The 12,435-nt window shown below is 57.1% G+C and carries 11 protein-coding genes; 6 read left to right on the top strand and 5 right to left on the bottom strand.

The features are described 5' to 3' along the window. Positions 1–22: 22 nt before the first annotated feature. From LSG43_RS16070 to LSG43_RS16060, 3 genes are all read right to left on the bottom strand, one after another. Positions 23–919, bottom strand: coding sequence for an NAD-dependent epimerase/dehydratase family protein (locus LSG43_RS16070; RefSeq protein ID WP_231806087.1), 897 nt, complete (start codon positions 917–919; stop codon positions 23–25). Positions 920–1,004: 85 nt separating this feature from the next. Next, on the bottom strand, positions 1,005–2,387 hold the full coding sequence (locus tag LSG43_RS16065; RefSeq protein WP_231806085.1) for a sugar transferase: 1,383 nt from the start codon (positions 2,385–2,387) through the stop codon (positions 1,005–1,007). 96 nt (positions 2,388–2,483) lie between these two features. Further along, the gene (locus LSG43_RS16060; protein ID WP_231806083.1) at positions 2,484–3,731 is read right to left on the bottom strand and encodes a glycosyltransferase family 4 protein; all 1,248 of its coding nucleotides are present in this window, start codon (positions 3,729–3,731) and stop codon (positions 2,484–2,486) included. 105 nt (positions 3,732–3,836) lie between these two features. Between LSG43_RS16060 and LSG43_RS16055 the strand changes: the two genes are divergently transcribed. From LSG43_RS16055 to LSG43_RS16045, 3 genes are read left to right on the top strand one after another with little or no spacing between them, the layout of a single operon-like run. Next, positions 3,837–4,619, top strand: a complete 783-nt coding sequence (locus LSG43_RS16055) for an ABC transporter permease (RefSeq protein ID WP_231806081.1) — start codon at positions 3,837–3,839, stop codon at positions 4,617–4,619. After that, complete coding sequence (locus tag LSG43_RS16050) at positions 4,616–5,368, top strand: ABC transporter ATP-binding protein (protein WP_231806079.1); 753 nt, start codon at positions 4,616–4,618, stop codon at positions 5,366–5,368. The genes LSG43_RS16055 and LSG43_RS16050 overlap by 4 nt, the downstream gene beginning before the upstream one ends. 26 nt (positions 5,369–5,394) lie before the next feature. Further along, complete coding sequence (locus LSG43_RS16045; protein ID WP_231806077.1) at positions 5,395–6,633, top strand: DUF6716 putative glycosyltransferase; 1,239 nt, start codon at positions 5,395–5,397, stop codon at positions 6,631–6,633. On the opposite strand, the gene LSG43_RS16040 is transcribed toward LSG43_RS16045, so the two are convergent. Further along, positions 6,634–7,623 carry a methyltransferase domain-containing protein gene (locus LSG43_RS16040; protein ID WP_231806075.1) on the bottom strand — a complete coding sequence of 330 codons (990 nt, stop codon included), beginning with the start codon at positions 7,621–7,623 and terminating at the stop codon, positions 6,634–6,636. Positions 7,624–7,741: 118 nt separating this feature from the next. Here LSG43_RS16040 and LSG43_RS16035 point away from each other — a divergent pair, with 118 nt between their 5' ends. Continuing rightward, on the top strand, positions 7,742–8,449 hold the full coding sequence (locus LSG43_RS16035; protein WP_231806073.1) for a hypothetical protein: 708 nt from the start codon (positions 7,742–7,744) through the stop codon (positions 8,447–8,449). Further along, positions 8,439–9,620, top strand: coding sequence for a glycosyltransferase (locus tag LSG43_RS16030; protein WP_231806071.1), 1,182 nt, complete (start codon positions 8,439–8,441; stop codon positions 9,618–9,620). The genes LSG43_RS16035 and LSG43_RS16030 overlap by 11 nt, the downstream gene beginning before the upstream one ends. Before the next feature lie 163 nt (positions 9,621–9,783). Here LSG43_RS16030 and LSG43_RS16025 read toward each other — a convergent pair whose 3' ends face one another. Next, positions 9,784–11,262 carry a hypothetical protein gene (locus tag LSG43_RS16025; RefSeq protein WP_231806069.1) on the bottom strand — a complete coding sequence of 493 codons (1,479 nt, stop codon included), beginning with the start codon at positions 11,260–11,262 and terminating at the stop codon, positions 9,784–9,786. A gap of 197 nt (positions 11,263–11,459) precedes the next feature. Between LSG43_RS16025 and LSG43_RS16020 the strand changes: the two genes are divergently transcribed. Further along, on the top strand, positions 11,460–12,395 hold the full coding sequence (locus LSG43_RS16020) for an N-acetylneuraminate synthase family protein (protein WP_231806067.1): 936 nt from the start codon (positions 11,460–11,462) through the stop codon (positions 12,393–12,395). The last annotated feature ends 40 nt before the right edge of the window (positions 12,396–12,435 follow it).

Genomic DNA, 12,435 nt, shown 5'->3' with positions numbered 1-12,435 from the left:
GGACACGCTCCCGCGCCCCCGGCTAGTCGAGCTTCACGTATTGCCGCCAGTTGTGCGCTTCGGAAAAGCCGAGAACCTCGCGGATTTTCCGGTTCGAGATCGGCGCTTCGAAGGTATCGAGCTCACGGGCGATGGGCGTGTTCGGAGCCCACTTGGCGAGGAATTGCGCGGTGGGTTCGGTGGCGGTGATCTCGTCGTTGACGGCGTTGAAGACCTCGAAGCCCAGCCCGTCCTTCTTGATGCACAGATCGACGATCTGGCCGAGGTCGCGCGCGTCGATATAGCTCCAGGCGTTGCGCTTGCGCGAGGCGGGGTTGGCGATGAAGCCGGGGAAGCGCTCGTATTCGTGCGGCTCGATGACGTTGCCGATCCTGAGCGCGTAGATATCGGCCCCGAACCGCATGGCAAAGGCGCGGGCGGTCTTTTCGTTGCAGACCTTGGAGAGGCCGTAGGAGTCCATGGGGTCGACGTCGTAGTCTTCCTCGAGGGGGAATTGCGCGAAATCCTTGTCGCCTTCGGCAAAGCACACGCCATAGGTGGTTTCGCTCGAGGCGATGACGACCTTTCTGACGCCGAGCTTCATCGCCGCTTCGATGACGTTGTAGGTCGAGGCGACGTTTTCGGTGAAAGTGGCGTTGTCGGGCTTGATCAGAATACGCGGGATGGCGGCGAAATGGACGACCGCGTCGACGGGCGCGGGACCGCTGCCGGTTGTCAGCCCGTCGAAATCGAAATGCATCGAGAGCGCGTTAAAGACCTGCCCGGCGTCGGTCAGGTCGACCTGGATGGTGTTGACGCCGGGATGATCGAGCGGCTTGAGGTCGAGATTGAGCACCTCATAGCCGCGTTCGAGCAGATAGGGCATCACGTGCCGCCCCGCCTTGCCGCTGCCGCCGGTGAATATAATGCGCTTGGGCATGCGTGTGGTCCTCCCTCGATGTGACTAATATGTTTGTAGCGGGGCAGGGGTGGTTCGGGCAAGGGGCGGGGGAGATCCGGGGCGGTCAGCGCGCGCCTTTTCGGGTCAGCAGCGTCTGAATCGTCCGCAAGGTGATCTCGAGATCGAGATCGAGCGAGATGTTTTTGAGATAGTAGAGGTCGTAGCCGAGTTTTTCGAGCTCTTCCTGGCTTGAACCCGCATAGCCATAGGTGACCTGCGCCCAGCCGGTAATGCCGGGCAATACGAGGTAGCGATTGGTATAGACTGCGGTGAGGCGTTCGCATTCGCGGGCGATTTCGAGCGAAACGGGGCGGGGGCCGATCCAGCTCATTTCACCGCGCCAGATGTTGATGAGCTGGGGAAGTTCGTCGATGCGGAAGCGGCGCAGGAAGCGGCAGCCGGGGAGGATGCGCTTGTCCTCGCTGCCGGTGGCGCCGCCATGGGTGCCCTTGCGCATCGTGCGGAACTTGAGCATGCGGAAATTCCGCCCGCCATAGCCGCGCCGGGTCTGGATGAACAGGCTGGGGCCGCCGTCAACGAGGCGGATATAGAGCCAGACCAGCGCGCCTACAGGCGCAACGATGGGCAGTGTCACCACGATCAGCAGCAGATCGAGCAGGCGCTTGGCCTTGGCGTAATAGATCTGGCTTGGGGAATAGGCGAGGTGGGTGAGATCGAAATGGTCGATGTTGACCCGGCCCTGCTTTTGTTCGAGCACGCTGATCCACGGGCTGACCTCGGCGCCCCGCATGTAGGCGCGGGTCAGAAAGGCGGTCCATTCGGCGCTGTGATGGGTCGCACCGTCGATCAGGATGCGGTCGAAATCCGCGATATCGGTGGCTTTGTCCTTGATGACGGTGATCTTGCCGCCGAGCAGGGCGCAGGCGTCTTTGACGCCTGGGAAATCGAGGATCGCAATACGCTCGTGATGCGCGCGCCGCAGCCGGGCCGCCGCGAGCACCATGCCGACGATTGCAAACGGTGCGGCCCAGAGCAGGCCGGTGTAACTCACCGGCACACGCAGCGCGGACAGTGCGACGACGCCGAAATTATAAACGATCAGTGTGATGAATGCCGATGCGGTGAAAGGGAAATCCTTGCGCCGCAGCATCGCAAGGACACCCGCGACCACGAAGGGCATGACAAAAAGTACGGCGCAGACAATGGCGAGGTTATGCCAGTCGCTGCGGTTGGCCCGCAGAATGAAACTCGCATAGATCGCGCACTGAACGGCGCCTGAAACGGCTGCCGGTACGAGAAGGCGGCGGAGATCTGTGAGAAACCTGTGACGGCGGACACTGGCGCCGCGCTCGACAACGTTGAGAAGATCGAGCCGGTAGACCTCGGGTCCCCTGCGGCGGCTGGCGCCATTGCGCGCGGGCCTGTGCCGGTTGGGCAGCGGCCGGGCAGGGGAGGCCTCGGTGGACTTGCGCTCCGGTGTGCTCAACGATCGGCTTCCTTCGCCAGGGTCAGTTTTGCCGCATCCGTTCGATAGGCCGGGAAAACCACAAGCGCAAGCAGATTTGCCGGTTTTCTGCCGATCCTAGCGGTTTGACGGCCCGGATGCCGCCATTGCCACGATGTGGTCCACCATTTGGCTATAAACGCGTCCGGCGTCGAAGTGGTTGCCGAAATAGGCGACCCTCGTCGCTCGTGACGAGGTGATTTCCGGGTCCGACAGAGCGGAGACGATGGCCGCAGCAAGCGCTTCGGCGTCCGGCTGCGCCAAGGCGCGTCCGGCTGCGGTTTCCCTGTAGAACGGCTCGAGCTCTCCGGCGATCGTCGCGATCTGGTAGGCGCCGTAGGCAAGATATTCGAACGCCTTGTTGGGCAGCCCCTGGGGTGCATCGGCACGGTAGGGCAAGAGCCCGATATCGGCGCGGCGCAGGACGATGGCGATGTCGTCGGCGTCGAGCCAGCCGGGCAGGCGGACGTTCGGGAGTTCGGCGAAATGCGGCACAAGGGCGCTGGCCTGCGGGCCGTCGCCGGCGATGACGAACTGGATATCGCTGCGGTCCGAGAGGGTTCGCGCGGTTTCGAGCACGAGCGGCAGGTCGTAGGTGTGGCCCCACGATCCGATAAACGCGACAACCCTGGCGTCGGGCCGGACACCAATCCGATCGAGGATGGAGCGGGCGACCGCGTTCTGGGGGGCGGGGCGGGGCGCATAACCGAGCGGAAAAATCCGGTCGGTCGGCGCTGGCGCGCGCGCGCCCTTTTTCCGGCCCCATTCGAGATAGGCCGGCGAAATGCCGACGAGCGACGTCGCGTTGGCGCAGGCAAACCGCGCCTGCCTCTCAAGCGGAACGAGGGCCAGCCGCGCGAGGGGACGCAGGAGGGCGGGCAGATGATCGGTAAAGAAATCCGGCCATAGATCGCGGATCGAAAGGACCGTGGGGATGCCGTTCGTCTTGCCAAAGGCAACAGCACTGGCGGCGGCTTCGGTCGTCGGGATATCGGTCACGATGATATCGGGGCGTTCGGAGGTGGTTTTGGCAAATCGCGCGAACGCCTTGGCAAAGACACGATTGTGCCGGATACGGCCGAGGCTGAGGTTCTTGCGGTAGCCCGGGCCGGGCAGCACGGTGATCGTCAGACCAGGCTGCGGCACGATCTCCTGCGCGCGCGGAGCGCGCTGCCGCTTCTGGTAATGATCGAAACTCGAGGTAATCCAGCGGGTCGTATGCCCCGCACCGGCAAGCGCCTGCGCAAGCATACCCATGCGCATCAGGCGCCGGTTTCCGGGCTCGGAGGGGATGGGTTCGAGATCGCGGATCAGCCAGACGATCATGTCGCAGCGTCAATCTCTGGCACTGGCATTGGCGCGCGAGAGTTTGCGTTTGCCGCGCGATAGGCTAAACCACGCCGCGAACAGACTATCGGCAGTTGGACATCAATGATTCTGTGGCGCCGCATACGGCCATTTCTTTCGACATTCGTGCGGTTTATGCACATCAGCTATCTCGAAGCCAAGTCCCAATATCAGGGCGCGCGGCTGGGTTTGCTGTGGATTCCGGCCTCGACGCTGATCTTCACTGCGATGCTGGCGTTGGTCTTTCGGCACTCGGACACCATGTCGCTGACCGACTTCTTCCTCTATGTGCTCTCGGGGTTCACGCTTTGGGGCTTCATTCAGGATTCGGTCAACGGAAGCACCGACGTCATCCAGAAAAAGCTCGAATTCGCCATCCACAACAACCTCACCCTCGCGGGCCTCTTCGGCAAGCTTTTGATCGACAGGCTGTTCGAATACAGCATCAACCTTGCGCTCCTGCTCGCCGCCATGCTGGTTCTGAGCCCTGTGAAATTCGGCCTTGAACTCGCGCTCTTCATCCCTTTCCTTGCAATCATCATTCCCACCTCGCTCGCGATCGGTTATCTGGTGAACATCCTCACGATCTTTTTTCCCGATCTTGCGAGCCTGATCCGCACAGCGACCCGGTTCGTCTTCTTCGCCTCGCCGATCTTCTGGGTCGCTTCCGAGCGTGGGGGCGTGCGCGCCTTCCTTTCGGATTACAATCCCGTATCCTATTACATGGGTATGTGCAGGCAGGTCTTCGGCATCATGCCCCTTGAGGCGTCCGCCTGGGTCGGGAGCATATTGATTTCGCTGGCGCTGTGCACGGTCGGTTCTGTCACCTATGCGCGTTCGCACAGCTTTGTGAGGAACATCAAATGACCGCCCGGATCGAGATCGAGAACGCCTCGGTCAGCTATTTCATGCGCAAGACGGGAAATTCGGAAAAGGCGTCCGAGCAGGGCGCTGTCGGCGCGCAAATTCTGGTCGGCAAGCGGTACCTCGAAATTACGGCCTTGAGGAACATCTCGCTCTCGCTCAAGACGGGTGACCGCGTCGGGCTTATCGGCATTAACGGCTCGGGCAAATCGACGCTTTTGAAAGTGTGCGCAGGCGCCCTCGCTGTCCAGAGCGGTTCGATCACCATCGAGGGGCGGATCAGCCCGCAATTCGCGCTCGGCTCAGGCATCAAGCCCGACCTTTCGGGCCGCCGCAACGCCGAACTCAAATGTCTCTACATGGGCACACCGCAGTCGAAAATCGCCGGGCATGTCGAAGAGGTCAAGGAGCTCTCGGGGCTCGGGGGGTATTTCGAACTTCCCGTCCGATCCTATTCCGCCGGCATGCGCTCGCGGCTGGTGATGAGCCTGATGCGGCTGGTGCGCGGCGACATCCTCGTGATGGACGAATGGATCAGCGCGGCCGATGCCTCGGTCAACAAGACGGTATCGAAGCTCCAGTCCGAACTTATCGCCTCCTCTTCCATCCTCGTCATGGCCAGCCACTCCCAACGTATCCTCGAGGATTGGACCGAAACGCTGCTCTGGCTCGATCGAGGCGAGGTGAAAGCGATGGGGCCGGTGAGCGAGATTTACGCCGAATACAAGAAGTGGATGGAGACGCGGAAATGAGCGATCCGGTCCGCACAAAAAAGGCGGTGTTCGTCGCGGCGTTCGATTCCCAGCTCAAGTGGTGCGCCAGCCTGATGCCGGAATTCCGGAAGGCGGGGTTCGACTGCGCGGTTCTCGTGCCCGACGTGCGCAATGCGCTTTCGAAAGAACAGATCGCGGCGGTGGGCGTGGAGGCGGTCGAATACACAACCTGGGAGCGCATGATCGAACGGTGCCTTGCCAGCGACGTCGCGGTCTCCGCGCTCGCCGGTCCTTTTACCAGGCAAATCATCTACCAGCTCCACCGGGCGGCCCCGGAGGGTGGTCCGGTGACTGTCGGTTGCTGGGTCGGCATCGTTATCGAAAAGCAGATCGCGGGTTATCTCGACCGTTGCGGCGCCGACATCGTCTCGGTCAATTCGCGCGAGGACTACGACAGGTTCTGTGCGGTGGCGGCACGGCTAGGCCTGCCGACAGGTAACCTCATGCTCAACGGCTTGCCATTCCTGCCTGCGCATGCTGCAACGCCGAAGCAGGGTCCAGTAAAAACGGTTCTCTTTGCTGACCAACCCACGATCCCTGCCGACCGCGCTGAACGTCGCTATCTTTATGACCGGCTGATCGCGTACGCACGGCGCCACCCGGATCGCAAAGTCATTCTCAAGCCCCGGCACAAGAAGGGCGAGGATACAATTCACCGCATGAAGCACCACCCCGAAGACGTGCTTCGGGGTATGGCATTTCCGGAAAATTTCGAGATCGGCTACACCCCGATTGCCCAGGCGCTCGCGGATACCGACCTGCTCATTACCGTCTCATCGACCGCCTGCCTCGAATCGGTCGCCGCAGGCGTCAGGACGGCGCTCGTCCTCGACATGGGTGTACACGAACGCTACGGCAACCAGGTCTTTGTCGACAGTGGGTTGTTGCGCACGTTCGACCAGTTGGAGGCGGACGAGATCGGCGCGCCCGATCCCGATTGGGTCGCGGCGTATTTTCTGGGGTACGCGCAAGCGCCGAATGCGCGGATTGTGGAGCGGGCCAGCCAACTCGTCGCCAGCGGCGCGCACCCCGGTGCCGCGGTGAGAAGGACCGCATATTTTGCTTCGGCACTGGTGTTTGCCGAAACTATCTTACGGTTGAGACCTCCCGAAAACTACGCCGACTTGCTGGCCCAAGGCACTGGGCCAACCGTCCGGGCTTTATTGCGCGCAGGAAATCGCTTTACACCAAGCTTCCTGCGACCAACTGCCCGTAAAATTGCGCAGATATTACGGTTTGTGTGATTAGCTCACGGGTGCGCAGCGAGCGTAAAACACAGCCGAGTTATTTGCAGCTCTAATGTCGCACACCGCTAGAGGGGTAAATCCGGCATTACTTAAATGGCCCCAGAACTCCTCCAACGGATAGGAGTTCGCCGTAATATGTCGTTTCTTGTAATCCCGAATATGCTCAATGCCCTTAAATTTCTCGCGTCCATCGTCGAACCGGATATGAATGAATCCGAAGGCGTCGTCAGATGCTACCGCTCGAATGGTTTTGAGCACATCAAGCCCGTACTGTTGGCTAGGAAAATGCTGAAACACAGAAGTTGTCAAAAATACATCGATCTTATGCGGTACCGCATCCCTTATCGATTCCGGATGGCCTTCCAACAGCACAGGATTGAAGATTTCGCTCCTTCCCGCCTCTTTGATCATTCGGGTGGATTCGTCTAGGTTCTTTTGAGAGATGTCGATTCCATAGTAGCGACTAGCTATGTCCCGAAATGCAAAAAGATTAGCGCCACCCCCAGGCCCCCATTCGAGAACATTAATATCATGGAGTTCGCTTCGATCTAAAATTCTACGTATAATTTCAATTCTTCGGCGGGACGCTTGGCCAATCTCTTGCCATGCCTTGTCGTCCGCCCAGCGTCCCACGCCTCTATAGTGAGACTGATCCTTTCGATATTCTTCGTCATCATAGTCGTTCCACACTGATGTAATGGCGCTAGACATCTCATCGTGTGTCGCTATTGGCGACGATGAATTGCTCCGTCGATTGTCGATCCGATTAGCGATATAGTCGACACGGTCGGTCGCATACTCGAGTTTGGAGGACTGCCTGGACACGATCACGTTTGTCTCTACAAGGCGAGCTTCGAGGGCGCGTAGGCTTTCGGAACACTTCTGTGCTTGAAGTGCGGCAGTCTTGGCATTTGCACGAACGTCGCGGGCCCAACGACGCAATTTCGCTATCAAGTGAGTTCCCTCCCCTTTAGTGGAGTCATTCATTGAGACAAATCGGTGGTTCCATCATGAGGTGAAGTTCCATAGAAAGGGCTGCGGGTCAAGCGACAGCGCTACCGGCAAAAGCTACGATGATAATGCACCACAAGGAAGTCTCGACTGCATGAGCCCCGCGGCACTTATTGTTGGAAATGGCCCGTCCTCAAAAAGATGGAGCCTGAATAAAATCGAGGATAGATTTGGTCCAATTGGATCGATATCTAGGATGAACCATTTTTATATAACGGATGCGTTTGGCACTGAGGTCGACGATCTATTTTTTTCCGTTACAGATGAGTCGTTGATTGCGAATATTTATCATTGTATTGATGGGAAAAAATTTACCGTAAAGAATATAAACACGCCAATTGCGCCGCACAATCTTGGGGCAATTACGTTTCTTAACAATATTAATATCCGTAATTTTTGGAAAGACCTTGTAATCGACGAGTTTTTTGCGTCGATTTATATGCGCGGATCGACCGTGAAGCTGCCAACAACGGGACTGCAGGCTCTCCACCATAGGCTGGTTGCTGGAGAGCGTGAATTCGTCGTGACCGGCATCGACTTTTACACGGGAGACATTCGATATGCAGATCAGGCAGCTATGGAGGAGTTGGATCTAGGGCATTCCAACCTGACCGGCTACGAAATCGGCGCTCATAGTCTGCAAGACGATCTAAATTACCTTCTTCATTTATCGAGGGCCTACGAGTTTTCTGTGAAGGTGCTATGCGCTCCACCGGCCTGGCGCCAGTTTGGCGACATGCTAGCGAGATTTGGTATTACGAGCGTTCACATTGATATCGTCGAGGGTGAAGATGCGACTTAAAAAGTGGGTGGCATCGGTTGTTAAGCGGGTGCCTGGTGCGAGAAGGGTTTTTCATCAAGTAGCCGGTATTATAGAATATTTAATGCCCGGAACGCCGCTGGCGGACTCGGATATTGTCGTCATAACGGAGCGATTTAACTATTCCGCAGGCCATACTATACCGATTCGAATAATTTTAGACGTACTGCGCGGGGCAGTAAAGCTGGGGCGGGATGATAGGTTACTGTCTGTTATATACGTTGATGATGTAAAGTATTGGCGTCGGCTCTATGCCGAAATCGCGAACGCCAAAGTCGTGATTGTAAATTCAGTGTCGCCCCTGCTCTCGTATCGAATAAAAAAGGCCATAGAGGTGGCGACCGCTTTCAGGCGAGGACATATATTTGTGTATCTTCATGAGGGTAAGTATGTCTTCGATCGAATTATATCAGAAGGGGGGCAGCCCTCTATTGATTTGCTCCGCAAAATGACGATTGTACCGCTTACAGTAGAGTTGCGTGACGAGTATGAACGGTCCTGGAATTGGGTGTGTACGGCGCCTGTGTATAATTCACTCGGTCGCCTTCCTGTGACCTCTGTGCCCGTCCGAGCACGTCCGGTGGGCTATAATATTGTTACTGTGGGGTCATTTCAGCCGCGCAAAGGGGTTGATCGTCTGATCCGTTTGGCAGAAACGTTAGAAACAGTTAGCCCTGGAGCGGTTACGTTTCACTGGATTGGGCCAAAAAGCAGCGCCCGCATGGGCAGTGTTCCCGAGGCTCTACCGGCCAACGTCATATGGTGGGGTAGGCTCGATTACAGGCACATAATGCACCTGCTCCCCGCCTTCGATGCCTTTCTCCTGCCATCGCTGTCGGACCCCTTGCCATTGAGCGTATGGGAAGCGCTGCTATTTGATAAGCTTTGTCTGGTTTCGCCCGAGGTCGGAACGTCGTCCCTTGGGCTCGGGCCCAAAGTCAAATGCCTTGACTTCCCCAGAAAGGACATTCGTGAAATAGCCGCAGACGCACTTGCGGCGCTGGAGGCAGAGCGCATAGCGCAAGTTGGCGAGGATGGCTCTGTACGAGACCAGGTCCAGGGTTTGATCGGCCCGAACTGTTTTTATGGCGCTTTTTCCAAGGCCATCAATGATCACTCTGCCTCGGAATTGTTGCCATCGCTGCAAAGCTGAGTGCGCTCGGCAACATTGGTGGCTTTTGTTGAAGCCTCACCTGCCTCCACTGCGTTTTGGATGGCGCTGATTTCGCTGCGCAAAAGGGCCATCTCTCGCTCCAGTTCAACTATCTTCTGGATAAGTCTGGTGTCCAAGGATTGTCGAGCAAATCGATCAGTGATCATGTTGCACCTTCCAGAAGGTGGGCAGCACGCGCCGATATCCGGCTAATCTGTTCGAGCGCGGCATCACGACTCCTAACGTAGACGGTAGACAGGTCGCTCAGGAACATATCATGCTTCAAATTTGCAACATCGTAGTAAAAATGAAGATAGGTAAGTGCGGAGCAAACTTCCTCCTCAGAGGGCAGTACGCCCCATTTCTGGAGTAGGATCGGTTCTATGGATTCTTGCGCCTCCGGATAGCTTGAGAAGCCTTTATCTGTATAGTGAGATTTTGCGATATTCATTGTCGGGTAGCCTAGAGCCGCGAGCTCGATGCCTAGTGTTCCATTATAAACGATATTCAGTTCGCTTCGACTGGCAAGAAAATATGCATTGGACCGGTCTTGGGGCGGTATTACATGGAGAAATGGAGAACTTTCAAGTCCAAGGGCATCCACCAGATTGTCCGCTGTGAAAGCCGATTTGGGAAATAAGACCTCGTCAGGATGCGATCTTAAATAAAGGTGGAACGTCCTTTTCTCCGCGATTTCGGCGACTTCCTTCACAGATTCAAATACGTTAATTGGGCCTTTTCCCATCGACACTAAGTCATGGAATAGCGGCAGGAACATGATTGCATGCCGATGCGGCGGGGCGTGTCCTGCAATCGTCAGCAACTTCTGCTTTCCCTCAGGGCTGAATTGTCTGCTTAGTCGGTCTAAGAGTATTTCGCGGCCGCGTTCTACGGCTGCATCAATTTCAATGGTCTCAATGTAGGAGGAAAATAATGAATCGAGCCTGAAATGTGGGGTTGGCTGGCTGCTTAGGAATACGGTGTTTCGAAGCGCTCCTGGATCGAAGTAAAGTGTCTTGGTATTTTGGTGTTCACACACTCTGGCAAGGGTCGCTTCTGGAAAACCAAGTCCGTTCATTATAAGGCAGAGGTCGAAATCGCCCTCCCGAAAAACGCTGGAAAACGTCGAATAATATCGTCTGGCTGCATCGCGATACATGTCGCGAATACGGGTATCAACGAAAGAAGGAGGGCGCCCGAAAGTAACTCTTTGGACGAAGGGGTCTACGTCTAAAGATATTTCTTCTTCGGAATAGGCGTCGTAGGAAACTGGCACCTCATCGATGTTTCGCTGCAGAACTTCGAAACCTTCAAAATCGAAGGAGCGGCGATATGCCATGCATGACTCACAAAACGCGGGCGGATGCCAGACATCAGAGTTGGAACGCACTCCGCATACATCTGTGCCGCCACCGCATTGAAGAAAGGTCACGTCATAGCCTAGGTGCCTTGCTAAGCAGGCTGCGAAGTATGTGTATACATTAAATCCTCCTTTGTCTCTGCCAAGCACCACAAGAGCTTTGCGCCCGTTCCCGTGACGCGGCAGCGACCGAAAGAGGTCATTTAGAAGGCGCGTCGCAGTTGATCCACGAAGGATCATGCGGTCCCGCCAGTCTTGAACCTCCGCGTCGATCTGGGCCATGGGGTGGCCTCCTATAAGAATGTCGGAAATGCCTTGAACGCAAATATGTCGTGTGCGGGTTCGCTAGCATTTGTTGCTATTGAGGCACAAGCACGAGCTTGCGGTTGTGCGCGCAATCAAGTAGCAGTTCCCACGAGCCTGCTAATCGCCGACAAATGCTGCCTATGAGAAAGTAGGTGCCGTTAAGAGGAACTGCCATGTCCCCCACCCCCCAACCCGTCAAAGTCATCGCCGAGATCGGCTGCAACCACAAGGGCGATGTCGATATCGCCAAGGAACTGATCCAGGTTGCCGCGAAGGTCTGCAAGGCCGACGTCGCCAAGTTTCAGAAGCGGACCAACAAGGAGCTTCTGACCCCTGAAGAATATAACCGGCCCCATCCGGTGCCCGAAAATTCCTATGGCGATAGCTATGGCGAACATCGCGAGTTTCTCGAATTCGACGTCGATCAGCACCAGGAGCTGATCCGCGAGTGCGAGGCCAACGGGATCATGTATTCCACCTCGGTGTGGGACCTGACCGCGGCGAAAGAGATGGCTGCGCTTAACCCGCCGATGCTCAAGATTCCCTCGGCGACCAACCAGCATTACGATCTGCAGAATTATCTGTGCGAACATTATGCGGGCGAACTGCACGTTTCGACCGGCATGACCACGCGCGAGGAAATCAAGAAGACCGTCGATTTCTACAAGGAGCGCGGGCGCGCCAAGGATCTGGTCATCTATTCGTGCACTTCGGGCTATCCGGTCGCGTTCGAGGATATCTGCCTATTCGAAATCGGCCGGCTGATGGAAGAGTTCGGCGAGGAGGTGAAGGGCATCGGGTTTTCGGGCCACCATCTGGGGATATCCGCCGACGTGGCCGCACTTGCCGTCGGGCGCATGTATGAGAGCCAGGGCAAGGGGCGGTTTACCCATATCGAGCGGCACTTCACGCTCGACCGCACCTGGAAGGGCACCGACCACGCCGCCAGCCTCGAACCCGACGGGATGCGCCGGCTGTGCCGCGATATCGCCAATGTCGACAAGGCCCTCGCCTATAAGAAAGACGAGATTCTGCCGGTCGAGCAGGTCCAGCGCGACAAGCTCAAATGGGTTGCCGAACGCCACGGTAACCTCTCGGCGGCCGAATAGGTCCGGCTGCGCAACCGATAGACGCCGAAATGGTCGACGA

The sequence above is a fragment of the Pelagibacterium xiamenense genome, from assembly GCF_021166475.1.
GTDB lineage: Bacteria > Pseudomonadota > Alphaproteobacteria > Rhizobiales > Devosiaceae > Pelagibacterium > Pelagibacterium xiamenense.
Note: the sequence above shows the minus strand (reverse complement) of the source record. Positions and strands in the feature narration are given on the sequence as shown.